This window comes from Anaerobacillus sp. QJM3NY_32 (genome assembly GCF_056173645.1).
The window spans coordinates 4,179,554-4,204,985 of record NZ_CM149684.1 but is presented as its reverse complement, the minus strand read 5'-3'; the positions used below and the strand labels follow the sequence as shown (position 1 = coordinate 4,204,985).

The window sequence follows — 25,432 nt, the reverse complement described above, 5'->3', positions numbered from 1 at the left end:
GTGATAGAAAAGGAAATTCTGGGAAGAGAGGCGATTGAAATGGATCGAAAGCCAGTACTAGGTTTTGTTGGGATTGGTGTAATGGGAGAAAGCATGGTTCGGAACTTAATCAAAGCGGGATACCACACGCTTATCTCAACGCGAACAAAAAGTAAGGCAGAAGCGCTTATTCAAGAAGGGTCAGAATGGCACGATGAAGTGAAGGACGTGGCAGCGAATGCTGACGTGATTATCACTATGGTCGGCTATCCTAAAGATGTGGAAGAGGTCTACATAGGTGAGAAAGGGATACTAGAACATGCTAAGCCGCATTCGATTCTAATTGATATGACAACTTCTAGCCCGGCTCTTGCTGAAGAAATCTATCAGCATGCTCTATCAAAACAGCTCTACGCGCTTGATGCTCCTGTATCAGGAGGAGACGTTGGAGCGAAGGAAGGGCGACTATCCATTATGGTCGGTGGAGAGTTAGAAGTGTTTGAAAAAGCTCGACCGATTCTCGAAGTAATGGGACAAAATATTGTTCTTCAAGGCCCAGCAGGAGCGGGACAACACACAAAAATGTGTAATCAAATTGTCATCGCAAGTAACATGATTGGCGTTACTGAAGCGATAGTTTATGCGGAAAAGGCAGGGTTGAATCCGACAACAGTTCTTGAAAGTATTGAATCTGGCGCAGCTGGCAGCTGGTCGCTAAGCAACCTTGCGCCAAGAATGGTTTCAAATCGATTTGAGCCTGGCTTTTACGTGAAGCATTTTATTAAAGACATGACGATTGCTCTTGAATCTGCCAAGCAAATGGGCATGCTGACACCTGGCCTTGAGCTTTCAAAAAAGCTCTACGAAGATCTTGCTGAGCGTGGAGAAGAAGATAGTGGTACACAGGCACTTGTGAAACTATTTCGCGATGCCTAATTGAAAACGAAAGACCCGGAGCATATGCACCGGGTCTTTCGTTGATTATAAAGGGAAGTTTCCCTCTGCTATCGAATAAACTGTGGTAAACGCTTATTTATCTTCTTTTTGGCGTTTGTCGATTTCTTCTGTTACAACAAATGCAAGATCATCATTTCCGAAAAGAGAAAGGACGCCAATCACCGTTTGATCTGGGATATGCTCTGATTCTTCTTTTGGTACAACGAGTTCAATGCTTTGTTTAAGAGGAGGGTTATTCACCTGATCTGGATAAGCTTTTGCGTAAAGCGTTTCTGGATTTAAGTCATTGTTTACACACCACTGAGCAAAAACAAGAATCATCATGTTTTCATCGCGCTGATAGTTTTCAATAACTTTGTCTTGAATTTCTTTTTGGTCCATAGGACGACCTCCGTTTCATTACTCTACCGCTAGTGTACTCGCAGCTAGAATATGTAGCAAGTCTGTCATTTGTAAAATGATCATGAAGAATGTTCCAGCCTGAAGAAAGAGGTGTCACGACCTGCTATGCTGAAAGGAATTGAACATCATGGAGGCAAAAAGATGAGAAAAAAAGAGATTCGTAGCTGGATGATGTATGATTTCGCTAATTCTGCTTTTGCAACGACGATGATGGCAGCAGTACTCCCTGTCTTTTATTACGATGTCGCTGCCAAGAATATTGACCAAAGCCTTGCCACATCATATTGGGGCTATTCGCAATCCATTGCCGTTCTAATCGTAGCTTTTCTTGCCCCGATCCTTGGTGCTATTGCTGACTATTCTAATTCAAAGAAAACATTTTTGCGCTTTTTTGCTTATATGGGAATGATTGCGAGTGTTTTAATGGCTTTCGTTGGTGAGGGCGGATATTTATTTGCTTCTATTCTACTAATCTTTGGAACAATCGGTTTCTCAGGTAGCAACGTCTTTTACGATGCATTCTTACCCGAGATCGCAAAAGGGGAGGAGATGGACCGCATCTCAGCAAGAGGCTACGCTTTTGGCTATATTGGCGGCGGGCTTCTGCTTCTCGTTAACCTGATGATGATCTTAAATCCATCCTGGTTTTTTCTTCCGAATACGCTTGTCGCGACGCAGCTTTCATTCGCAAGTGTTGGGGTCTGGTGGTTTGTTTTCTCGATCCCAATGTTCAAAAACGTGCATGAAGTTGAGCATAGTCAGCCTAAATTAAGCGGCTCCTACATGACAATCGGTTTTAAAAGACTTCGCACAACCTTTAGGGAATTGAACCACTATAAACAGCTGCTTCTTTTTCTAGTCGCTTTTTGGTTATTTAATGATGGCATTTCCACTATTATTAAAATGGCGACGATCTATGGAAGAGATATCGGAATAGGAGCGAATGATTTGATTGCAGCGCTCCTCATTACGCAGTTTGTAGGCATACCGTTCGCCTTCTTGTTTGGCTACTTAGCGAAGAAAATTCGCCCGAAACGAGCGCTTATGCTAGCACTATGGATATATGTGGGCATCGTTTTACTAGGATACTTTATGACAACTGCTACGCATTTCTATCTACTTGCGATCATGGTTGGCTTCGTTCAGGGGGGTGCCCAAGCATTAAGTCGTTCGATTTTTGGAAGTATGGTTCCGGATCATCGTCATGCGGAATTTTACGGTTTCTATGGGATTTCAGCTAAATTTTCAGCGATATTCGGTCCGTTTCTCTTTGCCTTCGTTGGTCAGGTAACAGGCTCAAGTCGACTTGGGATCGTATCGCTAGTTGTCTTTTTTCTAGCAGGCATCTATTTACTTAGTAAAGTGAATATCGAAAAAGGGAAAGAGCAGGCGAAGGTTGTGATGGTGAATGAAGGGGTGGATATGTAATTAGCAGAATCGCGGAATTAAACTTATATTCCCGGAATTAATGATGGTTTTCGCGGAAAAAAGTGAGATATCGCGGAATTATCGAGAAAATCGCGGAATTAAGTGGTTTTCTCTACAGTTCGCACCAGGTAACAGACCACAAATAAGGCTCTGGGCAGAAACACTGCTCAGAGCCATCCTATGATATGAAACCCCTTACAAAATGGGGTCGAAGTGCTTTAACTCAAGTGAAAGCGTGCAATCTTTTCCTGTGTCATACGAGCGGTTGCCGATTTGTGTTTTTAATTCAGTTAGGCAGTTTTCTTCGTTGTGCCAGTAATCATGAATAAGAGGCAGGATACTTGTTGCTTCTTCTTCCGCTTGCTCAAGCAGCTCTTCAAAGGTCGCGGTGGATTCCTCGTCTTTAATAGCTGGATGGATCCAAGTGGTGCCTTCACGATTTAAATAATCTTCATTGCCAATTTGTTTTCGATAGGAAAAGGAAGAGACTTGTTTCTTTAAAAGTTGATTTTTCCATCCGTGTGGATCGAATAATATTTTTAGCGCAAGTACCATATCCCGATAAGATTGAGTAATATAGTCGTCTGGCATACGTTCAGCTGTTTCTGGATAAAAGGTTTGGATCAATTCATACAGCATGAGTTCAATAGGAGGATAGAGTGATTTGCCAATGTGAATCTCTTGGTAAACGGGTGTTTTCCACGTTTCTACATCTTTGTATTCTTTCATCAAAATGGTATCTATAATAATTTCAAGCTGTTGATGTCGGTTGCCTTCAAGACCGGCACGATAGTGGATATAAGGATGCGTGTTTCGATCAAGAATATGATGCGTCACAAAGCCAAGAATATATGCGCGAAGCATCGGATCGTCCTGCTTTCCGTATTCAATCATCTCCATGAGGAATGAACCGCAATGATCTTGATGAAGAACAGATCCCGCTTCCTGAACAGGCTTATTCTTTTTCCAGGGCCAGAAATTATGATAAAAGAAAGGGTCAGGTCCCTGTGCACCAAGTCGAAAGAAAGGCAGGTCACCTTTGATCGTATTCCATATGCCGGCTTCCATCGCAGCTTCTTCTCCGAATAAAATATGTGTCCAGACATTTGGCATCGATTTATCCCCTCCTTATATGTCTTTCTATTAGTATACCTGAAGAGAACCTGTCTTCTTGCCATAATCTTCAGAAAACATTTCTCTTTCTTTTTCCCTTAAATTCATAAATTCAAGCATATTAAAAGCCCGGCGCAGGCCGGGCTACACTTATTTCTTTATTTACTTAGAAAAACGTCTTCAATATCATCAAGCATCAAGTTAGCCGAAATGACGCCACCAGACGTATTCCAGATCGCATCACTCACCTCATGAACGTTACCGTCTTTGACAACTTGAAGATTGTTCCATAATGGATCATTTGTCCATTCTTCCGCAGTGGAATTCGCTTCGCCATCTCCCGCTTCATACGTGAAGTAGAAGAGCACGTCGCCATCCATTTCTGGAATACGTTCTTTCGTTACTTCTTCAGCAAAATCTTCTTTTTGCTGTGATTTTGGACGATCAAAGCCTAGCTGCTCAAGGATAACGCCAGAGAACGAGTCTTTGTAATAAATTCTTGTTTGTCCAGCTAGAAAACGAACAACCGACACTTTTTGATCAAGCTGATCGCCAAGTTCTTCACTCATGGAGTCAATGCGGTCGGTGTAAGCACTCATCACTTCTTCGCCTTTGTCTTCCATATTTAGTGCTTTAGCGTAGAATTTGAAATTCTCCTGCCAGTCGCCTTTCAACGTTTCTGAGTAAACGGTTGGAGCGATCGCGCTAAGCTGATCATAGATGTCTTCTTGACGTAATTTATTTCCGATTATGAGATCAGGTTTAAGTGCAGCGACAGCTTCAAGATTCACTTCACTTTCTGTTCCAACGACTTCAACATCTTTCATATCGTCCGAAATATGCTCATACCACGGGTCGCCGAGCCATGATTGTACTGCCCCAACTGGTGTTACTCCCATAGCAAGTAGTGCTTCTGTTCCTTCATTAGTTAAAATAACAACTTTTTCTGGCTTCTCTGGCACTTCTGTTTCACCCATTGCATGTGAAACCGTTCGAGTAGACTCTTCTTCTTGCCCACTAGAGTTAGTAGCGTTCTCATTATTACCACCTGTGCCGCATGCAGCAAGGATCATAAGTACACTTAGACTAACGATGAGCCATCCTTTTTTTAACATATGTATATCCTCCTTGTCATTGATAATCGTTTTCATTTACGATGTAATCATACTGAATTGTCACAAATTAGTCAACAGGTAAATGAGAGTGATTCTCATATTCATTGACACGTTTTCATTCTTTTCTTAAACTTAAAAAGGATGATAAAGAAGGGGATTAACCTTTATGACGCATAAATTACACTCGATGAATAAAAAATGGTTCGGATTAGCAGTTGGCTCGTTGCTTGTCATAATACTCATGCTTGCGAGCGTGGTCTATGGCTTAACAAGTATTACATGGACAACGGCCTGGCAAGCCTTTACGCAGTTTAATGGAAGCAATGAACATATTATCATTATCGAAAATCGCGTTCCGAGAGCACTGATCGGGGCTGCCGTAGGCGCAAGTCTTGCTGTCGCTGGTGCTTTGATGCAGGCGATTACTCGAAATCCTCTTGCTTCACCGTCCATATTAGGCGTAAATGCGGGGGCGAGTTTTGTGATAGTGATTGCGGTCACCTTTTTCTCTGTTACGTCACTTGCAGCATTTAGCTGGTTAGCGTTTCTTGGAGCTGCGTTCGCCTCCATCGTCGTGTACGTGCTTGGCTCATTTGGTAGAGAAGGGCTTACACCGATGAAGCTGACCCTTGCCGGTGCGGCCATTGCGGCGATGTTTTCCTCATTAACGCAAGGAATGCTTGTGTTGAATGAGAAAGCGCTTGAAGATGTTCTCTTCTGGCTGGCTGGCTCGATTGAAGGGCGCAGTCTAAATATGCTTTACTCGGTTATTCCTTATATTGGACTTGGCTTAGTCGGTGCGCTTTTGATCAGTCCGAAAATTAACACTCTGGTGATTGGAGAAGATGTCGCAAAAGGACTTGGACAACGTACCCTGCTTGTCAAAGCTTTCGCAGCACTTTTTATCGTTTTTCTTGCCGGAGGATCAGTAGCCGTAGCCGGACCGATTGGTTTTATTGGCATCGTCGTACCACACGTTGCTCGTTTTTTTACAGGACCGGATTATCGTTGGGTCATTCCGTATAGCGCAATCATTGGGGCGATTCTTTTGTTATCAGCTGATATTGCCGCCCGGTACGTAATTATGCCACTTGAAGCGCCGGTTGGTGTACTAACGGCTGTCATCGGAACGCCATTTTTCATTTATATTGCTCGAAGGGAGTTTAAACAGCTATGATGAGATACACTTCCTTTCGAATGAAAGCTGTTTCTTTTCTACTAGATCGCCGCTCGCTTTGGGTAATAGCAGGACTGACTGGCGCTGTTATCATCATCGCATTACTTAGTATTGGCCTTGGGGAGATATTTATGACCCCGGATGAAGTGGTGAAGGCGCTATTTGGTTATGGGAATGAGATGAATGAGCTTGTTGTGAAGCAGTTCCGCTTTCCTAGGATCGCCATGTCCATATTGGCTGGCGCGGCCCTTGCAGTATCTGGCGCTATTCTTCAAGGAATGATTCGAAACCCACTTGCGTCACCTGATATTCTTGGCATCACTTGGGGCGGTGCACTTGCGACGATTGGTTTTCTTACGATCTTTAGTGATAAAGCGAATGCCCTTACGGTAAGCATTCAATGGTTGCCGCTCGCTTCCTTTATCGGCGCTATTTTAGCAGGATTTCTTGTGTTTGGATTATCATGGAAAAATGGTATTTCACCGATTCGATTAGTGCTGATTGGGATAGGGTTAACGGCATTGTTGCAGGCGCTAACGACATTATTGATGATTATCGGTCCTATTTACAGAGCGTCTGATGCAAACATCTGGATTACGGGCAGTGTCCACGGAACGAACGGCCAGGATGTTATGACGCTGCTGCCGTGGGTAGTCGTTCTGATGATTATTTTAATGGTTTACTCAAGACGGGTGAATTTGCAAGAGCTTGGGGATGATGTAGCAAGAAGTGCAGGAGCGATGCTTTTAAAAGACCGCATTGCGTTACTGTTAATTAGCACGGCGCTTGCAGGAGGGGCTGTTGCATTTGCTGGTGGAGTCGGATTCGTAGGTTTAATGGCACCGCATATTGCGAGAAAGCTCGTCGGATCGTCTTTCGGTGTAGTTGTGCCGGTGGCTGCGCTTGTTGGTAGTATACTTGTGATGATTGCTGACTTAATTGGCCGCACGCTTTTTTCACCTTTGGAGGTTCCGGCTGGTGTATTCACAGCGGCGATTGGAGCACCGTATTTTATCTATTTATTGATTCGATCGAGAAACAAATGATGAGGAGGTGGCGACGTGTACGCACTGCAAACGAAAGATTTAACGCTTGGATATGGAGAACAAACCGTTATCGATCAGCTGAACTTATTGATTCCTAAAGGAGAGATGAGCGTTCTCATTGGTGGAAATGGATGTGGCAAATCAACGCTATTACGAAGTCTAGCTCGACTTCTAAAGCCGCATTCTGGAGGAATAGTTCTTGATGGAGAGGCTATTTCGAATAAGCCAACAAAGGAAATCGCTCGGAAAATGGCTATCCTTCCACAGTCACCAGTCGCACCTGAAGGCCTCACAGTTCTGCAGCTCGTTAAGCAAGGACGGTATCCTTATCAAACGTGGTTTAGTCAATGGTCTGAAGCGGACGAAGATGCCGTTCAAAACGCGCTAAAAGCAACGCACATGGAAGAGTTTGCTGAGCGTAATGTTGATTCCCTTTCTGGAGGACAGCGGCAACGTGCCTGGATTGCGCTTACCCTTGCTCAGGATACGGATATTATATTACTTGATGAACCAACAACGTACTTGGACCTCGCTCACCAAGTGGAGGTACTCGATTTACTATTTGAATTGAATAAAGAGGATAACCGGACCATTCTAATGGTTCTTCACGACTTAAACCTCGCTTGTCGCTATGCCGACCATATTATTGCTGTGAAGGATAAGGGCATTTATGATCAGGGGAAACCTGAAGAGATCGTGAATGAAGAGCTTGTGAAGCATGTGTTTGGGCTTCAATGTGACATTATCGAGGATCCGCTATTCGGTACACCGCTTTGTGTACCACATGGCAAAGGGAGGAAGGTAAATGGTCGCTGAGCACCCGGTGTTTACGAGAGACGAGAAAGAAAGGCTGAAACAGTTTCGCCTGACTGTAGGTGAAAGCAGTGCAAGTTTAGTGCAGCTACACGATGAGCATCACTTAAAAGGTCTTCTTGAAAAGCTCGTGGAGGATGGCCATTTTCCATCTATAATTGTGGCGGGATCACAGTTTATGAAAAGATATGGGTTTATGACGGTTGTGCCGATACTGTATGCTTTTACGATGTGGGATAAAGCGATTCTGGCTGGAACTGATGAGCTTTGCTATGAAGTTGATACAGATGCGGAGCTCTGGATGATGAAGCTTATGATTGATAACGACGTAGACGTCACCATTATTCAGAAAGATCGTGTTGAAATAAGAGCAGCACTTGCCAATAAACTGATTAACGAGAACCTTGCTCCGTTTGTTGAAGCAATGGTGAAAGCGACGAAATTATCAGCGGCGATTCTATGGGAGAATGTGTCCATTTACTTGTTCTGGCTCTATGAAACTCTGATGCCATCTGAGGGAAATGAGGTACAAGTGCGTCGAGCTAAAGAAGACTTTCATTTCCTTCTCAAGAAGTTTAACTGCACAAGTTTCACCTGCGGCGCAAACCCGTTCATGCCGTATTATGCAGAGAAAGTGAAGCGTGAAGAAGGAGAGATCCGCTTCCGCCGTACTTGCTGTTTGTACGATCAAGTATCGGAAGGTGGCGCGTGCTGTAAGACGTGTCCTAAAGCGCGCTAGGAGTGGTGACAGGCACCACCCGGTTTAGCTCGAATACTGTCGAAATAGCTTGGCGTCCCCCGAACGGGGGTCGCCAAGCTATTTTTTCGGTTTTCTTTTGTAGGTGTAGCTTCTTATAAAGAGATAAAGACCGGCAATGATTATTCCGCCACCAATCCATTGCATCGTATGCAATGTTTCGCCAAGGATAAAATAGGCGAGAATACTAGCGCCGATCGGTTCAAATAGGATGCTCATTGAAATGACATTCACGCTCACCCACTTCACTGCCCAATTTAATAGAGAATGACCGAGAAGCGTTGGGAATATCGCGAGCAAGATGAAATATCCCCAGTCTGTAGCTGGATAAGAAAAGAACGGGTAGCGTAATACAACGTTATAAATGATAAGCGTAAGAGCAGCGATCCCGTAAACGATAAAGGTGTATGGCATCAGATCCAGACGCTTTCGAATGTTCTGACCGAACAAGAGGTATCCAGTTACCATGGCACATGCCGTCAGGGCTAAAAGATCTCCCCACAGAGCCATTCCACTAATCTTGAAATCCCCCCAGCTGATCACAATAGAGCCGGTCACAGCGGTCACCCCTCCAGCAATAGCTAGAAGGGTGAGTTTTTCTTTGAAGAAAAGATACGTACCGATAAAGGCAAACAGCGGCTGTAATGTGACAAGAACAACAGAGCTTGCAACGGACGTGTAGTTGAGCGACTCAAACCAGAGAATAAAGTGAAAGGCGAGACTAACGCCTGCAAGACTTCCGAATCCCCAATCAGAAGCTTTAATATGACGAAAGGCGTTTCGATAGCTTCGTAGGATAATCGGTAGCATAATAAGTATGGCAAAAACGAGACGGTACATCGCAATAATCGAAGCTTGAGCAGTTGCTAGCTTGACGATGACGGCGGAAGTGGAGATAAATAGGATTGCGATAATAATGGCGATGTATGGCTTCGTATGTTGGTTTTTAAACAATGGGATTCAATCCTCCATTACGACTTAAACGAGTTCTGCTTCAGCCTCGGCTTTTTGATCATGCTGCACACAGCGGTTATACCCGCCGATGCGCTGTTCAATTTGCTCCCCTAGCTGAAAAAGCGCTTCTTCATGACCAACGCGGCTTACTAGCTGTACACCGATTGGAAGGCCTTCTTTACTAGTTCCGATTGGAATTGTAAGAGAAGGGAGCCCCCACACATTCGCATACGCAATGTAAGGCATATAGTTCAAGAAAGTTTTACGAATGGAGAAAAGTTCTTGATACAATTCTCCGTGAAGCGGTGCCGGTGAATGATAGACTGGCATAATTAAGATTCGGTCGTCCAAATAATCTTCTAAAATTTCATCTCCACGCTTTAGCGAAGCATGGATTTGTTTAATTTGTTTTTGGTTAGGCTTGAAAAGCTTCGTTCCAATAAGCGCCCACGATAAGTAGGGATGTACATCTGAACTACGGAAAAGCTTTTCCTTCATGTATTCACCGATTGGACTTGCTTTATCGTTTTCTAACATAAGCTTAGCCATATCGGCTCCCCCGTCGATCGACATCATTTGTTGCCACATAAGAGCGGCTTCTTCAAAAAATGGGGGATTTGCCTGCTCTTCAGAAAGCTCGCCATCAAACGCATCCTTTATGGTTGTGATCAATTGAAACGTTTCACGATTAATCGGATAGCGATGGTGAGGAACTGGGTAGACGAGTTTAAAATCTTCAAGGTTACGTTCAAGTGGCTGTTTGTGAGCGATAATCTGGTTAATCAATCTCGCATCTTGAACAGACTTGCTCATCGCACCAATTCCTAGCATGCGTTCTTGCTCTGGCTTATCAACAAAAGGAAAATTTCCTTCTTGAGATACCTGACGATTGCCGGATTTAAAGCCAATAATGCCATTAAAATGTGAGGGGAATCGAATCGAGCCGCCGATGTCAGCACCGAGACCAACTGCGGCACCGCCTGCAGCGATCAAAGCACCTTCCCCACCGCTGGATCCACCTGCTGTTCTTAAGGTGTCCCACGGGTTATTCGTTCTGCCGTAATGCTTATTATCCGTTTCCTGACAAAAACAAAGGGAAGGTGTATTCGTTTTTCCGAGTATAATGGCACCTTCTTCGCGAAGGCGTCTGACAACCTCAGCATCTTTCTTCTCGCGAGATCCTGCACGATACCCGAGGCCACCTGTTGTCGTCATGTTCGCTACATGAAAGCACTCTTTTACACTAATTGGAACGCCAAACAGTAGCCCTTTAGCATCTCCTGTAGTGAGGGTATAATCTGCTTTTCTAGCTTCTTCTATAGCTTGATCAAAGCGATCTTCTACAAGGCAATTTAAGGCTGGGTTAATGGCATTCAGGTGATCAATATACGTTCTAACGGCATGGTACGATGAAATTTCTCTGTTGGAAATCTTCTTCGATAGGGACAAGGCATCCATTTCTAATAGTTTCATGCTATCCCTCCATATTTTACCGGCCTACCCTCCGGCATCAGTACATTACTGTATTCGTCTTGAACGTACAAAATCCTTTAAATCGAGACGTCACTCAATAGAAAAGGCATTTCATCTATGTCGAAATGCCTTTTCCCTTCAGCCTTACAACGCAACGGAAGATTCTGAAGGAAGAACACCATAAAACACGTTACGCTCATTTGTTTTCGGATGATAGTAAACGAGTAAAATGGTTTTCTGAATTTGCCCGTCTTCTGAGCTCGGTAACAGATCGATTACTGTATGCTTATATAGGTCTCGTTCTGATAGGTTTAACGCTTGATAGTCTTCTCCAAGCACAGCAGGTTGTTCATTTACAAGCTTCAACAGGGCGTTTTCTTCTTCTTTCTCAAGGCGATCATGCCACCACACCGTACGAGGCTTCTTTTTGGACTTTGATAAGTAATCGATTTTCATAAGCGATGTGACACGCTCATGATGAGCTGGAGCATGCTTCTCAATAAAGTCAGCCAGGCGTCGGAATAAATCTTCTAGCTGATGCCCAATTCGTGACCAGCCTTTTCCTTCCCAATGGCTGCCGAAACCTTGGAAGAAATCAAATGGAGATTGGAAAACTTCTGTAACAAGATACTCAATTGTTGCGTCCATACGATGATCATTCCAGTATTTTTCTAGCACGTCTTCTACCTGCTTAATGCGAATAACGTCATCAAAGGAAAGAACGTTATTTCCAAGAATTTCATAAGGTGCATGATCCATGTAAAGATAGCCATGTTTCTCAGCGCTTAGACGGACACCTGTGCCGCGTAGCATTTTCAAAAAGCCAAGCTGCAGCTCTTCCGGACGGAAGGAGAAAACGTCGTTAAACGTTTTTCGGAAAGAAGCGTAGTCTTCTTCAGGAAGTCCAGCGATTAAATCAAGGTGCTGATCAATTTTGCCGCCGTCTTTCACCATTGTCACCGTTCGTGCCAACTTCTCGAAGTTTTGCTTTCGCATCACGAGTTCATTTGTTGCATCGTTGGTTGATTGAATACCGATCTCGAATCGGAAGAGTCCGGGCGGAGCTTCGCGATTGAGAAATTCTAGTACTTCAGGTCGCATAATATCAGCCGTGATCTCGAACTGAAACACACAGCCAGGGCGGTGTTCATCAATAAGGAATTGAAACATATCAATCGCGTAGTTTCGTCTAATGTTAAATGTTCGATCAACGAACTTAATCGTTTTTGCCCCATTATCCATTAAGAAACGCAGCTCTTCCTTCATTCGATCTACAGGAAAATACCTTACGCCAACTTCAATAGAGGATAAACAGAATTGACAGGAATAAGGACATCCCCGACTCGTTTCAACGTAAGTGACGCGGCGACCGAGATCAGCAAGGTCTTCTTCGAATCGAAAAGGCGATGGAATCTCACTTAAGCTTAGTTTTGGTGCTGGTGGATTAATATGATTACTTCCATCTTTTCTGTAAACAATCCCTTTTACGTTTTCAACTGATTCTCCTGTTTCAATTGATTGAAGCAGTTCTTTAAACGTCACTTCTCCTTCTCCCATAACAATATAATCAGCCTGAGGAATACGATCGAGCCACTCATACACATCATATGAGACTTCAGGACCGCCAAGTACGATCGTGAGCGATGGATTTACTTTCTTTAACATTTCAATGACAGGAATCGTCTCTTCAATGTTCCAGATATAGCAGCTAAATCCAATGACATCAGCCTTCATACTGTGGAGGTCACTTAAGATATTCATAATCGGATCTTTAATCGTATATTCTGCCATTTGTACATCATAATCTGGGGCAGCAGAGGCCTTCAAATACCGTAATGCGAGACACGTATGGATGAACTTCGCATTTAACGTACTTACTACAATCTTCATTCTTTTCCAACTCCTGATCGTTAATTTCTCTATTATATCACCTTCATCACAAATAATTTAGATAGGTTAGTGTGATCATTTGTCAGCATATTCGGAAAATATTTGTAATGAAAGCGTTTCCGTGAGAAAATAAATGAAAAAATAAGGAGTGAGCTAATTGGAACTTGCTTCATTAACGCCTGAACACCCTTTTTCGGAACAAGACTTTGAATACACAGCTTTACTGCCGAGTTATCGTGTCGATTTAAGGAATCCGAGGAATGAACAGCTCGATCGCTTTGTGAATGCAAATATGGTAAGCGACTGGTCGCAAATGTCTTGGAAACAGGTAGGAAGGCCGTTTGAAGTGAAGAAGCTCGCGAAAGAGCGTCTAGATTGGGAATCTGAACATAAGCAGGATATGCCTGTGAAAACCTCGTGGGAGTTTTTTAATCGCTCATTTCACAATCTATTTATGCAAGATGTACCTGCCGAACAGCAGCGCTTGAAGTCTTCTCTAAAAGATAGCTTCAAAGGCTTTCATCTTCGTGATGTCAAGAATGGCCTGGGGGAGATGGTACGCTTATCTCTCTGGAATTATGTGCACCGCATCGAGGATGGGATTTGGGATCCGCGTGGAAAGCGAGCGCTTTTTGAAGGACTTGATGTAAAAAATCCTCGTATTCTCTTTCTTGGTGCTGCCGAAGGGTATGAAGCGATGCAGCTTCATGCGATGTATCCGGGTGGAGAAGTTGTCATGGTAGATTACGATGCCTTCTGTAAAACAGATCGTTTTGCTCATTTTCCGAATACGTATCCCTTTCTTGGAACAAATCTACAAACGGGCGGACCAAAAGTTTGGTACAAAGATCAAATGAACATTAGCTATCTTGTAAAAGACATTCGTGATCTCGATTTTCATAAAGAGTTTGATATCGTTCTAAGTGTAGGCTTGCTTGAACATGTGCCGGATGAACATAAACCAGCTATTTTAGATTGGCATCGCAAATTTGTAAAAGATGATGGATACGTTATTATGACAACACCTCGAAATCAGATGAAATCGCGTCTTTATTATCATGTGATGGCTGATATGATGAATCATACGTATCGTGAGCTAATGGATATCCGTCAAATGGGACTCTATGCGTATGAAAACGGCATGGATATTGTAAGGCACGGCTATATTAAAGTGCATAACGGCATTATTGCAAGAGCGCGCTGATTACTAGCGATTCTTGCTTAACTATGATAAAAGTGAGGTGAGACAACGAATAGGAGGGATAAAATGAGTGTGCATTCATTCACTGCAGAAACGCTTCAAGGGAAAGACATGCCGCTATCAGAATATAGCGGAAAGGTTCTTTTAATCGTCAACACAGCTAGTAAATGCGGGTTAACACCACAGTATGAAGGACTTCAGGGGCTGTATACGTCGCTTGAGGACAAGCCGTTTGAAATTCTAGGCTTTCCTTGTAACCAATTTGGAGAGCAAGAGCCTGGATCGAAGGATGATATTGAGGAATTTTGCTCCATTAATTATGGCGTGAGTTTCCCAATGTTTGCGAAAATCGATGTAAACGGTAGCGATGCTCATCCTCTTTATCGCTATTTAACGCACGAAGCGCCAGATGTTGAACACGGCGACATTCCCTGGAATTTTACGAAGTTCCTCGTAAATCAAGATGGTCATGTCGTGAAACGCTATGAGCCAAAGACAGAACCAGCCGCTATTAAGAAAGATATTGAGGAAATGCTCTAAAAAGGTTCGGAATTTGTCGAAACGGGGTATATCATTTCTGAGGTGATAAATCAAAATGAAATGGTGGATTCCGTTTTGCTATATGATTGGCACGTTTTCAGGAGCGATGCTCAGTGGATGGAGCATGGACCGTGAATGGGATGTGTTTCCTTCATTTGCGATGGCAATTACAGCATTTTTCTTAAGCACTTTATATATTGTCGTTCGCGACGTCGTTCCAAAAGTCTTTGATGAGACCCTACGCAATTAGTGCGCAGGGTTTTTTAATTACCTATTAACAGCTCATGTCGAATGGATGGAAAGGTGGTTTGGCTTCGTATAGAAATTCCGATCGACCATGATCCCATCTCCACGCAGCATAAGCAGCAAGACACGCATCAAAAGAATGCGATGATTCGAGTGCTTTTTCTGGAATTCCTGTTACCCCATCTTGCTCGAGAAAGTACTTTAGCTGATAGCGATGTTCCATTTCTGATTTATAAGCGAGAATAGATTCGATATTGGGTGCTCGCAAACCGATCGCGGCTCCAGGATGCACTTCCACAATAGTAGCATGTGGTGAAAGCGTCCTCGAGAGTGAGATTCCTCTAAGCGTTAAATAAACCATTCGCGTCATCGTTGGCGTCATAATCGATCCGCTTCGCATCCCGATTTTAACGACCGCTTTTCTAAGTGCTCTGTCTGCAGGTCGATCGCCACCACCTGGTTGGTAAGAAAGTGGGGCATCGATTCCAATGATTGTTTTATGTGTGAGCTTTCCTTGCTGATAAATGTCCTCATCTGTTGCCCCTTCGATGAGCTGATGAAAGGAAAGCTCGGAATCATCTCCATGGAAGATCGCTAGAGAGGTATCCTTTGTATTAGATGGTCCTGATAAATCAATTCCGATAAAGCGTTTCATAACATCTCTCCTTTCGCTTAATTAAACAATAAGTGGAAAATGGGTTCATGTAAACGAGTAGTGTACGTTATAATGGAGGAATAGAAACGGACTGATTCGTATGATAGATATCAAGCACAAAGTATTTAAATTTGTTGGTGGACGAATTCTTAAGACGGGACTGGCTGCATTTCTGACGGCGTGGATTTGTGATGCGCTCGGCCTTCCTGTTCTCTTTGCTGTGATTACGGCAATCGTAACGGTTGAACCCACCGCATCGGATTCCATTAAAAAGGGTATCGTGCGTTTTCCAGCCGCTGCAATCGGGGCTGGATTTGCAATGCTATTTGAATCTATGCTCCATCAATCACCCTTCACTTATGCGCTAGCCGCAACCTTCACACTTATTGCCTGTCATAAGCTTGGACTTGATGACGGTATGCTTGTTGCAACGCTAACAGCAGTTGCGATGATTCCCGATACATCAGGAGAGTATATGATATCTTTTGTAGGAAGATTGAGTACGACGCTCATTGGGATTGTTGTTTCAACAGCAGTAAACTACTTTGTTATGCCACCGAAATTCCATACTATGATCAATCAAGGTGTAAAGCGACTGTATCGCAACGCTGGTGATTTACTAGATCAAATTATCGCAGATCTTCCGCATGCCAAAAGACAAACACTCGTATATCAGCGCTTAAGTCGTGACCTTGAACGAACATACAAATTAATTGCCTATCAGCGGGAAGAGTGGAAATACCGCAGGCACAGCATTCATGAAGTTCGCACCTTTTCTGTTGTTCTTAAAAAACTGGAATACTTGCAGAAGATCCTTTACCATCTTGGAAATATGCTATTTACCGATACGAAAAATGGCATTGATCCCGAAGATCATCGCATCATTATTGAAGCCGGTCGTTCGATCTCCAAAGCTTTTCATAACCCTTCTACGCAGCTGACACAGGAGCATATCGATAGCATTGAAAAGCTCGATCAGCTATTTCATGATCTTGATGATTCAAGAGATGAAGCGACAGACCCCCGCCATCATTTTACAGGAAAAATGATTGTGATATTTGAGTTGCTTTCCTTGAATGATGTGATTGATGATTTGTCGATTCTAGAAGAAAAAGAGAGTCGGTACATGAACAGAGGTGAAAAACGTGACGCTGATCTTTGAAGAAAAGTGGGACCGTACGATAGCTGACAAAGATCGTAAACGAATCCAGGAAATTTATGAAGAGAACCCGATCCAAGAAGGCAAGCTTCAGTTTGTTCCAATTCGAGTGGCTTTTAATCATCGAAATGAACTGCTGGCTTCTGTTTGTATTCTAAATGGTATGGGTGATTGGAAATTAGATGATCGCCTGCTCTCTTATTTTGAAAATAACCACTTAGTGGCAACAGAACGGTTTACCCATAAGTTAACCGTTCCATCTCATTCAGCTGTACCATGGACGTTTATTTTTCCGCCAGAGACGATGATTCGACAAGCTTCTCTCAAGAACTGGAGTATTTCCTGATTATTTTACAAACGAAAACAAATTTTAGGCCACATTTTACTATATTTCGTTTTCATTCGACGTTATTGATTTGAATCGGTAAAGTCGAATGCAAACGAAACGAGTAGAAATGTGGCTTTTTTTGTTTTATAACAGTTTTCCTTTTTGGAGGGTGTTCTAATAACCTGTACCAATTAAAGGAACAATATGATATAGTAAATTTGAAATTTTCTAACTATTAAAGGGGGAGAAGTTGCATGGGAAAGAAAAGAAGACTTAGTTTATTCGTTATTGTACTATCTATAGCGATGGTGCTTGGAGCTTGTGGAGGTTCTGATTCAGACGGAGAAGCAAACGGATCTCCTTCAGAGCTTAGTTTATTAACGGGAGGAACGGGAGGAACGTATTTCCCACTTGGCGGTGAACTAGCAAATATAATTCAAGATGGAACTGATATTGAAAGCGCCAATGCTCAGTCATCAGGTGCTTCTGTTGAAAATATGCAAATTCTCCAAGATGGAGATGCGGATATTGCATTTACTCAAACAGATATCGCGGCATATGCAACAAATGGTGAGTTAATGTTTGAAGATGGAAAAGTGGACAATATCCAGGCGATTGGAACACTATATCCTGAAACGATTCAAATCGTAACCCTTCAGGAGAGCGGAATTGCTTCTGTGGATGAATTGAAAGGAAAGAAAGTTTCCGTTGGAGCACCAGGTAGTGGAACATATGCGAATGCGGAGCAAGTGCTAGCTGCTCATGATATTACGATGGAAGACATCGATGCTCAGCATCTTGCATTTGATGAGTCTACTGAAGGCATCCAGGATGGCACAATCGACGCTGCTTTTATTACTTCTGGTACACCGACTGGTGCAGTAGAAGGCTTGTCTGCAGTGAAGCCAGTGAACATTCTTCCAATCGAGCAGGATAAAATTGATAAGCTGATTGAAGAGCACCCGTATTATGCAGAAGATACGGTGAAAAGCGGAACGTACGGTCTTGAAAGTGATGTGAAAACTGTCGCAGTTCTTGCGATGCTTGTAGCTCGTTCAGACCTTGATGAAGATTATGTGTATCAAGTAACGAAAGCGATCTTTGATAACTCTGATAAAATTACGCACGCTAAAGGTGAGTTTATTACAGCTGATACAGCGCTAGAGGGTGTTGGCATTGACCTTCATCCTGGTGCTAAGAAATACTTTGATGAAAAAGGTGTCGAGTAAAGTAGCGAATCTACAAAAAAGGATGTGATAGACGCAGGTGAAAAGCCTGCGTCTTCTTACTATGAAACCTTCCGATTCAACGAAACAATTCATGTACCAAACGACAATTGCAGTTGCCCTTATTTTAGTCGTATTTCTTTACCCATTTTTTCCTGTGATGGCGCTCGAAAAAGGAGACTCAGGCAAAGTTCTGGCATATGTTCCTTTTGAGGATGATCCGGCTAACTTCGACATTCGCTATACGCATTCTGTGCACAAAACACCTGTTCAGGAGTCTTATTATGTATCTGAATCTGGTGAGATTGTGCAATACGAACTCTCATACGAGAATTTTGCCATCGGAATGCCTTCAAATGCGGATGCAGGGGAACGATTTGTCCAGGATAAGGATGGATACAAGATTAAAGATATGAACAGGAAATTTCCGTTTATTGATATGAGAACGGGTCAGGTCGTCGCAAATCACGTCCTTCTTGTCCAAGATAAAGAGATTGAATTAAGTCGGATCATTGAGCCTGGTTCATGGCTTCACCTTGAATCAGAAACAATCAGTTTATGGCAGTGGATGAAAGGAGTGAACGTGCTTGAGTGAGAAAGATCAGCCTCCGAAAACGAAGCAAGACAAAGAGCAGATGACAGATGAACAAACGCAGGAATTAATGGCGAAATTCGATCCCGAAGCAGGTCATCGTAGGCTGACAGGTATAATCGGATGGATCTCACTTGCTGGTCTCGTAGGCTTCTCCGTTTTCCAATTATACACAGCTATTTTCGGCGTTTTTACAGCACAGCTTCAGCGATCCATTCATTTAGCGTTCGCGCTCGGACTAATTTTTCTATTATTTCCTGCTTCCAAAAAGAAGCTGCGTAATAAGACAAAAGGGAAGTTTCAGGTTGCCTGGTATGATGGTTTACTAGCCATTATTGGTGTTTACGTTGGGATGTATTGGCCTTTAAATTTCGATGAACTTGTGTATCGGATTGGACGCCTTACAACGCTTGATTTAATTGTAGGGCTTTTAGCTATCCTGCTTGTTCTTGAAGCAACGCGACGAGTGGTAGGGCTTCCGATTACCGTGATTACGTCTATTTTCTTGCTTTACTCTTATTTCGGACCTTATATGCCGGGGTTTTTGCAGCATCGTGGATTAAGTATTGATCGCATTATTCGCTCGATGTACTACACGACAGAAGGAATTCTTGGAACGCCGCTTGGGGTCTCTTCCACATTTATTTTCCTTTTCCTCCTCTTCGGAGCTTTTCTCGTCAAAACAGGGGTTGGTCAGTACTTCAATGATCTTGCTCTCGTTATTGCAGGAAAACGGGTTGGAGGACCGGCAAAGGTAGCCATTTTCTCAAGTGCGCTTCAAGGAACCATTAGCGGAAGCTCAGTTGCGAATGTTGTGACCTCAGGTTCATTTACGATTCCAATGATGAAGCGACTTGGGTATCGGAAGGAATTTGCTGGTGGAGTAGAGGCAGCAGCATCTACAGGTGGTCAGCTTATGCCGCCAATTATGGGCGCAGCGGCGTTTCTAATGGTCGAATTTATTGGTGGTGGCATCACCTACTGGGAAATTGCCAAAGCGGCTGCGATTCCTGCACTCCTATATTTTACGGGTATTTGGATCATGACTCACTTTGAAGCAAAGCGCATTGGATTAAGAGGTTTGACGGAAGATGAAATGCCAAACCGAAAAGCTGTACTTGCGCGGATTTATCTTCTTTTTCCAATCGTCGCTGTTATCTTCTTCTTAGTGTCAGGCACGTCCGTTACGCGTGCAGCTCTTTATGCGATTTTGTCAGCGATTATCGTTGGAGCAATTAATAAGGAAACTCGTATGGGAATCGGTGATTTCATTGATGCCCTCGCGAATGGGGCAAGAACCGCACTCGGAGTGGCGGCTGCAACCGCTGCAGCGGGGATGATTGTAGGTGTAGTAACTCTAACAGGACTTGGGTTAAAGCTTGCGAATAGTCTTGTTTCGCTTTCTGGTGAAAATTTGTTGCTCACCCTTTTCTTTACGATGATTGCCTCCCTTATTCTTGGGATGGGATCTCCAACGACCGCAAACTATGTTATCACGTCAACAATTGCTGCTCCGGCCTTGATTGTATTATCTGTCCCTGAGCTATCGGCGCATATGTTTGTGTTCTATTTTGGTATTGTCGCAGATATTACACCTCCGGTTGCACTCGCTGCTTTTGCGGCTGCAGGTGTATCAGGGGGTGAGCCGCTTCGGACGGGGGTTCAATCAGCTAAGCTGGCGATTGCGGCGTTTATCATTCCATACATTTTTGTGCTCTCACCCGAGCTCATGATGATTGATACAACGTGGCAAAGTCTTCTTTGGGTACTTTTCACGTCATTAACGGGAATGATTAGCATCGGCGCAGGAATGATTGGTTATTGGTACCGTCGAACTGTTTTAGTTGAACGGATCGCTGCTGTAGCGGCAGGCGTAATGCTTATTTATCCAGAAGGTTCTACAGATCTCATTGGACTCGGGCTATTTATCACTCTGTTAGCTCTTCAGTTTTTGATTAAGCAGGACGGTGGAAAGAAAGAAGTTGCGAATGCATAAATCGAAAAGTCGCTCCTACTAAGAGGGCGACTTTTTCTATGTAAAAACGCTAAGATCTGCTGATTCCCGGTAGAAGAAGAGTGTGATATGATGAAAGCGTCGTCATAAAACAAATTCGTTTGAAGAGAAAGGACTTCCCTTCTTTTTATCGAAGTGGAACCTGTTAGCTTATACTCTGAAGGAGGATCACAATGGATTATCGAATTGAACGAGACACAATTGGAGAAATCAAAGTACCAGCAGATAAAAAGTGGGGTGCTCAAACTCAACGAAGCAAGCAGAACTTTAAGATCGGTAACGAACAAATGCCGCTTGAGGTTGTGAAGGCATTTGCGATTTTGAAGAAGAGCGCAGCACTTGCAAACCAGCGTCTTGGCAAGCTTGAAGATGAGAAAGCTGAAGCCATTGTGAAAGCAGCGGACGAAGTGATCAACGGCGATCATAATGAACATTTCCCACTTGTTGTGTGGCAGACAGGAAGCGGTACGCAGTCCAACATGAATATGAATGAAGTACTTGCATTCCGTGCAAATGAACTTCTACAAGAACAAGGAAGCGAAGCACGTGTTCATCCAAATGATGACGTGAATAAGTCTCAATCTTCCAATGATACATTTCCAACAGCACTGCACGTTGCGGCAGTTCTTTCTGTTGAAGATCATCTTTATCCAACCCTTATTGAATTAAAAGAAACGCTTTATCAAAAAATGAAGGATAATGAACATATTATTAAAATCGGACGTACTCATCTTCAGGATGCTACGCCACTCACGCTTGGACAGGAAATTAGCGGCTGGCATCGCATGCTGGTAAAATGTGAAAACATGCTGCTTGAGAGCGTTAAGTATATGAAAGAGCTTGCGATCGGCGGTACGGCGGTTGGAACAGGATTGAACGCACATCCGAAGTTCGGTGATATGGTGGCCGAGGAAATTAGCAAAATGACGGACAAGACGTTCGCATCTGCTGAGAATAAATTCCATGCGCTTACAAGTCATGATGAAGTAGTGCATGTCCATGGCACGTTGAAAGCTCTAGCGGCTGATCTTATGAAAATCGCAAACGATGTGCGCTGGCTTGCAAGTGGACCGCGCTGTGGTATTGGAGAAATTACAATTCCAGCTAACGAGCCAGGAAGCTCGATCATGCCAGGGAAAGTGAACCCTACGCAGAGCGAGGCGCTCACAATGGTAGCGTCCCAAGTGATGGGGAATGACGCAACAATTGGTTTTGCAGCAAGTCAGGGGAACTTTGAGCTGAACGTCTTCAAGCCAGTCATTATTTATAACTTCCTACAGTCTTCTCGCCTGCTAGCGGACGGCATGAAGTCGTTTAATGATAACTGTGCAGTTGGCATTGAGCCAAATGAAGAAGTGATCCAAGATTATTTGAAGAATTCACTTATGCTTGTGACAGCTTTGAACCCACATATCGGTTATGAGAACGCAGCGAAAATTGCGAAGAAAGCCCATGAAAATGGAACAACGCTACGTGAATCTGCCCTTGAGAGCGGTTTGCTCACAGCGGAGCAGTTCGATGATATCGTACGTCCTGAAGATATGATTGCACCAAAAGAATAATAGGAAAAAGCGGGATCTCTTTGATCCCGCTTTTTTGTACGGCGAAAGCAGCCCAAAACCTCCGGCTGTTTCACCTTTTAGATTGAGACAAAAAGCGTCTCATTCTAAAGGCTTCCAACATCCTACGGTTTTAAGCGGGCTGCTTTCGCTTTTCATGTCTAGCTACAGCAGCCCAAATCCTCTGGCTGTTTCACCTTTTAGATTGAGACAAAAAGCGTCTCATTCTAAAAGGTTCCAACATCCTACGGATTTTAACGGGCTGCTTTCGCTTTTCATGTCTAGCTACAGTGGCCCAAAACCTCCGGCTGTTTCACCTTTTAGATTGAGACAAAAAGCGTCTCATTCTAAAAGCCTCCAACATCCTACGGTTTTAAGCGGGCCACTTTCGCTTTTCTTTCAGGAGTGGAAAACGTTTACACTTTCCGAGGTAAAATGGCCATGATGCCTTTGTAGATCAAGACAAGTGCAAATAGCAGCGCTGCTAGAAAGCCAACAACTTCGAAGACCGGATTAAGACTCTCGAGGAATGAATCTGCCTCAGACAAACGAAGTAATGCAAACCCAGCAATCATAGCGGCTACGAAAAGCAATGTTCGATCCAACATATCAGCACTCCCTTTGAAAGAAATATTTTTAGTGCCCTACAAATATATGCAGTGTGAGACGAGCGAAGAACTATTTTATTTTGGGGTCTGCCCCCTCTCTGTCCCCCTTTACGTACATTTATTCTCTTCCAACAGACAAAGAGTAAAATTCTTTTCATTTTGTTGACGGAATGAAAGAGTGCGAGACGTCTATATAAGTGAAAGCAGCGAGGTGAGAGTAGTGAAGCAAAAGCTTGTAGAATGGCAGACGGAAGAAGGATTTCGTGATGTGGTAAGCAACTATGCGAATGGACTTTATGCGGTCGCTTATAGTGTTCTTGGGGACTATCATCTTGCACAGGATGTTGCGCAGGAAGCGTTTATTAAGGCCTATTTGAAGCGAAACACGTTGGAAAGTCCTGAGAAGGTGGGGAGCTGGCTAACAAGTATCGCTCGAAATTTGAGTCTGGATATGAAGAGGAAACGAAAACGAATGGTTCAACTACTGGAGCATTCATTTCATGAGAAGACACTTGCAAATATGCTTGAAAAGAAAGAGACAGAGACAAGCGATTTGGTTTGGCATGCGCTGAATGAATTAAATGAAGATATTCGCATCCCTGTCGTTCTTTACTATATGGGTGGCTATTCGATGGGGGAAATTGCTTCGATGTTAGAACGCTCCACCTCTGCAATTGAAAGTTGTATTCGAAGAGCTAGATCAAAAATGAAAAAGGAGCTGTTTGAAATGGTTGAAAAGAATATGAGCGAGCAAAACGTTGGGGAAGAATTTGAGCGAAAAGTGTTTAAGGAAATACGTCTCCGTAAGGCGCTTTTCGATCAAGTTGAATTAACGAACGCAAACTTCATGAATTCGAACTTAGCACAATCAATCTTTTCTGACGCTTATATGGTAGAAGCGACCTTTACAAATATGAATATGAGCGGTATTTCTTTCCGAGATATTGACCTTAGCGATCTTAAAATCGAAGATGCACAAATGGGAGGGGCTGTTTTTCGTAATATCGGATTACCCCCTGAAGATCACTTTGCGGCAGGAAGAAGAGAGGAGCACATGCCAATTCTTTTCGAAAACTGTGATCTGCATGGGAGTACGATAACAGATTGTAACTTAAAAAATGTGAAGATCGAGAAATCTGAGGTAGAAGGTATGACAATTGATGGGATTTCGGTGGAAGAGCTGTTGAAGGTTTATAAGGAGAAGAAGAGTGAGTGAGCTTAGTGTGTCGATTGAGCAATATCGCGGACCCTCAGTTGAGATCGGATATAGGGTTGGATCACATGAACAAATGGAAGTAGTACAGGAGCGGTGTGAGAATTTTGTTCAACCGACAAATTTAGAAGAAACCCAACAGGTTTATCAACGCTTCGCTCCGCATCTGCTAGATGAGATAATGGGGATAAGTGAAGCGTTAATGATCTCTCCTCATAAGGCGCTCTCGCTTTTTAGTGGATATGATCTTCCTATACTAGAAGGGTTGGGCTGTACGGCTGTGATGACGAATCACGGTTATGTAAGAAATTATGATTTTGGTCCCGCTTTTTATGATGGAAGGTTGATTTTAAGACAGCCAGAAGAGAGCTATGCTACATGTGGTCACAGCTTATTCGGCATTGGTCTGCATGATGGGATGAATGAACATGGGCTTACGGCTGGGCTCCATTTTGTATCTACTCGTTTTCATCAAAAAGGACTAATGGCGGGGATCGTTGTAAGAATGGTGTTGGATACCTGTCGAACGATTGAAGATGCCATTTCGTTATTAAAAGTTTTGCCTCATGCGGACGAGTATAATTATTCTCTAACAGATGCATCTGGTAAATCAGCCATTGTCGAAATTGGGCCGTTTGGTAGCGAGGTAAGATGTGGAGAAACGCTTTATTGCACAAACCATTTTCAAGTGTCTAACAAACCACAGACCACTGAAAATTCCCTTCAAAGGTTAGCGTATTTAGAAAAACATCCTAACGTAGAGGTTAGTGAATGGTTTGATGAATTTAGAAATCCAGCATCTCTATTATTTTTTAGAGAATATGAAAATCTATTTGGTACGCTTCACACCGTAATGATGAATCCGAAGGAATGCTTATTCAAAACGGTGATAGCGGGAAGTGATGAAGTAATGACGATTTACTTTAAGGATTGGGTTAATGGAAGTGCAGTAAGCAAACGTGAGCTAATTGCAGACCTTTAAGCAGC

25 protein-coding genes are annotated in these 25,432 nt (G+C 43.3%); 17 read left to right on the top strand and 8 right to left on the bottom strand.

The features are described 5' to 3' along the window. The first annotated feature begins 39 nt into the window (after positions 1-39). Complete coding sequence (locus AC0VYH_RS21570) at positions 40-915, top strand: NAD(P)-dependent oxidoreductase (protein WP_475373814.1); 876 nt, start codon at positions 40-42, stop codon at positions 913-915. Positions 916-1,008: 93 nt separating this feature from the next. Here the strand turns inward: AC0VYH_RS21570 and AC0VYH_RS21565 are convergent, their stop codons facing one another. Next, positions 1,009-1,317, bottom strand: a complete 309-nt coding sequence (locus AC0VYH_RS21565) for a hypothetical protein (protein WP_475373129.1) — start codon at positions 1,315-1,317, stop codon at positions 1,009-1,011. 162 nt (positions 1,318-1,479) lie between these two features. Here AC0VYH_RS21565 and AC0VYH_RS21560 point away from each other — a divergent pair, with 162 nt between their 5' ends. Beyond that, a complete protein-coding gene (locus AC0VYH_RS21560; protein WP_194218255.1) occupies positions 1,480-2,766 on the top strand; it encodes an MFS transporter in 1,287 nt (428 codons plus the stop codon). 195 nt (positions 2,767-2,961) lie between these two features. Here the strand turns inward: AC0VYH_RS21560 and AC0VYH_RS21555 are convergent, their stop codons facing one another. After that, positions 2,962-3,879: a zinc dependent phospholipase C family protein gene (locus AC0VYH_RS21555; RefSeq protein WP_194218256.1), complete on the bottom strand. Its 918-nt coding sequence runs from the start codon at positions 3,877-3,879 to the stop codon at positions 2,962-2,964. A 158-nt stretch (positions 3,880-4,037) separates the two neighbouring features. Continuing rightward, positions 4,038-4,994: an ABC transporter substrate-binding protein gene (locus AC0VYH_RS21550; RefSeq protein WP_194218257.1), complete on the bottom strand. Its 957-nt coding sequence runs from the start codon at positions 4,992-4,994 to the stop codon at positions 4,038-4,040. A 166-nt stretch (positions 4,995-5,160) separates the two neighbouring features. Between AC0VYH_RS21550 and AC0VYH_RS21545 the strand changes: the two genes are divergently transcribed. The 4 genes from AC0VYH_RS21545 to AC0VYH_RS21530 are packed head-to-tail and all read left to right on the top strand — an operon-like array spanning position 5,161 to position 8,769. Beyond that, entirely contained in the window at positions 5,161-6,171 is a 1,011-nt protein-coding gene (locus AC0VYH_RS21545; RefSeq protein WP_475373128.1) for a FecCD family ABC transporter permease, read from the top strand. Next, complete coding sequence (locus AC0VYH_RS21540) at positions 6,168-7,217, top strand: FecCD family ABC transporter permease (protein ID WP_475373127.1); 1,050 nt, start codon at positions 6,168-6,170, stop codon at positions 7,215-7,217. Before AC0VYH_RS21545 ends, AC0VYH_RS21540 begins: the two co-directional genes overlap by 4 nt. Before the next feature lie 15 nt (positions 7,218-7,232). Further along, positions 7,233-8,033 (top strand): ABC transporter ATP-binding protein, encoded by an 801-nt coding sequence (locus tag AC0VYH_RS21535; RefSeq protein ID WP_226615848.1) that lies wholly within the window; start codon positions 7,233-7,235, stop codon positions 8,031-8,033. After that, positions 8,023-8,769, top strand: coding sequence for an IucA/IucC family C-terminal-domain containing protein (locus AC0VYH_RS21530; protein ID WP_475373126.1), 747 nt, complete (start codon positions 8,023-8,025; stop codon positions 8,767-8,769). Before AC0VYH_RS21535 ends, AC0VYH_RS21530 begins: the two co-directional genes overlap by 11 nt. A gap of 78 nt (positions 8,770-8,847) precedes the next feature. Here AC0VYH_RS21530 and AC0VYH_RS21525 read toward each other — a convergent pair whose 3' ends face one another. The 3 genes from AC0VYH_RS21525 to AC0VYH_RS21515 all read right to left on the bottom strand — a co-directional run bounded on the left by AC0VYH_RS21525 (position 8,848) and on the right by AC0VYH_RS21515 (position 13,104). Then, positions 8,848-9,741: a DMT family transporter gene (locus tag AC0VYH_RS21525; RefSeq protein WP_475373125.1), complete on the bottom strand. Its 894-nt coding sequence runs from the start codon at positions 9,739-9,741 to the stop codon at positions 8,848-8,850. Positions 9,742-9,765: 24 nt separating this feature from the next. Further along, positions 9,766-11,214: an amidase gene (locus tag AC0VYH_RS21520; RefSeq protein ID WP_475373124.1), complete on the bottom strand. Its 1,449-nt coding sequence runs from the start codon at positions 11,212-11,214 to the stop codon at positions 9,766-9,768. A gap of 144 nt (positions 11,215-11,358) precedes the next feature. Then, positions 11,359-13,104 (bottom strand): B12-binding domain-containing radical SAM protein, encoded by a 1,746-nt coding sequence (locus AC0VYH_RS21515; RefSeq protein ID WP_475373123.1) that lies wholly within the window; start codon positions 13,102-13,104, stop codon positions 11,359-11,361. A 157-nt stretch (positions 13,105-13,261) separates the two neighbouring features. Here AC0VYH_RS21515 and AC0VYH_RS21510 point away from each other — a divergent pair, with 157 nt between their 5' ends. From AC0VYH_RS21510 to AC0VYH_RS21500, 3 genes are all read left to right on the top strand, one after another. Further along, entirely contained in the window at positions 13,262-14,308 is a 1,047-nt protein-coding gene (locus AC0VYH_RS21510) for a class I SAM-dependent methyltransferase (RefSeq protein ID WP_475373122.1), read from the top strand. Between the two features lie 63 nt (positions 14,309-14,371). Continuing rightward, positions 14,372-14,845: a glutathione peroxidase gene (locus tag AC0VYH_RS21505; protein WP_430245560.1), complete on the top strand. Its 474-nt coding sequence runs from the start codon at positions 14,372-14,374 to the stop codon at positions 14,843-14,845. Between the two features lie 55 nt (positions 14,846-14,900). Further along, positions 14,901-15,095: a hypothetical protein gene (locus AC0VYH_RS21500; RefSeq protein WP_194218264.1), complete on the top strand. Its 195-nt coding sequence runs from the start codon at positions 14,901-14,903 to the stop codon at positions 15,093-15,095. Between the two features lie 24 nt (positions 15,096-15,119). Here AC0VYH_RS21500 and AC0VYH_RS21495 read toward each other — a convergent pair whose 3' ends face one another. After that, entirely contained in the window at positions 15,120-15,746 is a 627-nt protein-coding gene (locus tag AC0VYH_RS21495; RefSeq protein ID WP_475373121.1) for a DUF429 domain-containing protein, read from the bottom strand. 100 nt (positions 15,747-15,846) lie between these two features. On the opposite strand from AC0VYH_RS21495, the gene AC0VYH_RS21490 reads away from it, so the two are divergent. The 6 genes from AC0VYH_RS21490 to fumC all read left to right on the top strand — a co-directional run bounded on the left by AC0VYH_RS21490 (position 15,847) and on the right by fumC (position 22,627). Then, positions 15,847-16,908, top strand: coding sequence for an FUSC family protein (locus AC0VYH_RS21490; protein WP_283153281.1), 1,062 nt, complete (start codon positions 15,847-15,849; stop codon positions 16,906-16,908). After that, entirely contained in the window at positions 16,892-17,251 is a 360-nt protein-coding gene (locus AC0VYH_RS21485; RefSeq protein ID WP_475373120.1) for an SLAP domain-containing protein, read from the top strand. The genes AC0VYH_RS21490 and AC0VYH_RS21485 overlap by 17 nt, the downstream gene beginning before the upstream one ends. 236 nt (positions 17,252-17,487) lie before the next feature. After that, positions 17,488-18,462, top strand: a complete 975-nt coding sequence (locus AC0VYH_RS21480; RefSeq protein WP_226615837.1) for a TAXI family TRAP transporter solute-binding subunit — start codon at positions 17,488-17,490, stop codon at positions 18,460-18,462. A 37-nt stretch (positions 18,463-18,499) separates the two neighbouring features. Continuing rightward, positions 18,500-19,054 (top strand): DUF1850 domain-containing protein, encoded by a 555-nt coding sequence (locus tag AC0VYH_RS21475; protein ID WP_475373119.1) that lies wholly within the window; start codon positions 18,500-18,502, stop codon positions 19,052-19,054. Positions 19,055-19,094: 40 nt separating this feature from the next. After that, the gene (locus tag AC0VYH_RS21470) at positions 19,095-21,047 is read left to right on the top strand and encodes a TRAP transporter permease (RefSeq protein WP_475373813.1); all 1,953 of its coding nucleotides are present in this window, start codon (positions 19,095-19,097) and stop codon (positions 21,045-21,047) included. A gap of 191 nt (positions 21,048-21,238) precedes the next feature. Further along, positions 21,239-22,627: a class II fumarate hydratase gene (fumC, locus tag AC0VYH_RS21465; RefSeq protein ID WP_475373118.1), complete on the top strand. Its 1,389-nt coding sequence runs from the start codon at positions 21,239-21,241 to the stop codon at positions 22,625-22,627. A gap of 413 nt (positions 22,628-23,040) precedes the next feature. Here the strand turns inward: fumC and AC0VYH_RS21460 are convergent, their stop codons facing one another. Further along, a complete protein-coding gene (locus AC0VYH_RS21460; RefSeq protein ID WP_098445502.1) occupies positions 23,041-23,232 on the bottom strand; it encodes a hypothetical protein in 192 nt (63 codons plus the stop codon). Positions 23,233-23,452: 220 nt separating this feature from the next. Here AC0VYH_RS21460 and AC0VYH_RS21455 point away from each other — a divergent pair, with 220 nt between their 5' ends. Beyond that, positions 23,453-24,448, top strand: coding sequence for a sigma-70 family RNA polymerase sigma factor (locus tag AC0VYH_RS21455; protein ID WP_475373117.1), 996 nt, complete (start codon positions 23,453-23,455; stop codon positions 24,446-24,448). After that, positions 24,441-25,427, top strand: a complete 987-nt coding sequence (locus AC0VYH_RS21450; protein ID WP_475373116.1) for a C45 family autoproteolytic acyltransferase/hydolase — start codon at positions 24,441-24,443, stop codon at positions 25,425-25,427. Before AC0VYH_RS21455 ends, AC0VYH_RS21450 begins: the two co-directional genes overlap by 8 nt. Positions 25,428-25,432: the final 5 nt, after the last annotated feature.

Coding starts and splice junctions, on each gene's coding strand:
- AC0VYH_RS21515 (WP_475373123.1), bottom strand. CDS start 13,104: ATGAAGATTGTAGTAAGTACGTTAAATGCGAAGTTCATCCATACGTGT.
- AC0VYH_RS21495 (WP_475373121.1), bottom strand. CDS start 15,746: ATGAAACGCTTTATCGGAATTGATTTATCAGGACCATCTAATACAAAG.
- AC0VYH_RS21490 (WP_283153281.1), top strand. CDS start 15,847: ATGATAGATATCAAGCACAAAGTATTTAAATTTGTTGGTGGACGAATT.
- AC0VYH_RS21500 (WP_194218264.1), top strand. CDS start 14,901: ATGAAATGGTGGATTCCGTTTTGCTATATGATTGGCACGTTTTCAGGA.
- AC0VYH_RS21480 (WP_226615837.1), top strand. CDS start 17,488: ATGGGAAAGAAAAGAAGACTTAGTTTATTCGTTATTGTACTATCTATA.
- fumC (WP_475373118.1), top strand. CDS start 21,239: ATGGATTATCGAATTGAACGAGACACAATTGGAGAAATCAAAGTACCA.
- AC0VYH_RS21470 (WP_475373813.1), top strand. CDS start 19,095: ATGACAGATGAACAAACGCAGGAATTAATGGCGAAATTCGATCCCGAA.
- AC0VYH_RS21540 (WP_475373127.1), top strand. CDS start 6,168: ATGATGAGATACACTTCCTTTCGAATGAAAGCTGTTTCTTTTCTACTA.
- AC0VYH_RS21565 (WP_475373129.1), bottom strand. CDS start 1,317: ATGGACCAAAAAGAAATTCAAGACAAAGTTATTGAAAACTATCAGCGC.
- AC0VYH_RS21520 (WP_475373124.1), bottom strand. CDS start 11,214: ATGAAACTATTAGAAATGGATGCCTTGTCCCTATCGAAGAAGATTTCC.
- AC0VYH_RS21555 (WP_194218256.1), bottom strand. CDS start 3,879: ATGCCAAATGTCTGGACACATATTTTATTCGGAGAAGAAGCTGCGATG.
- AC0VYH_RS21530 (WP_475373126.1), top strand. CDS start 8,023: ATGGTCGCTGAGCACCCGGTGTTTACGAGAGACGAGAAAGAAAGGCTG.
- AC0VYH_RS21570 (WP_475373814.1), top strand. CDS start 40: ATGGATCGAAAGCCAGTACTAGGTTTTGTTGGGATTGGTGTAATGGGA.
- AC0VYH_RS21460 (WP_098445502.1), bottom strand. CDS start 23,232: ATGTTGGATCGAACATTGCTTTTCGTAGCCGCTATGATTGCTGGGTTT.
- AC0VYH_RS21545 (WP_475373128.1), top strand. CDS start 5,161: ATGACGCATAAATTACACTCGATGAATAAAAAATGGTTCGGATTAGCA.
- AC0VYH_RS21550 (WP_194218257.1), bottom strand. CDS start 4,994: ATGTTAAAAAAAGGATGGCTCATCGTTAGTCTAAGTGTACTTATGATC.
- AC0VYH_RS21505 (WP_430245560.1), top strand. CDS start 14,372: ATGAGTGTGCATTCATTCACTGCAGAAACGCTTCAAGGGAAAGACATG.
- AC0VYH_RS21560 (WP_194218255.1), top strand. CDS start 1,480: ATGAGAAAAAAAGAGATTCGTAGCTGGATGATGTATGATTTCGCTAAT.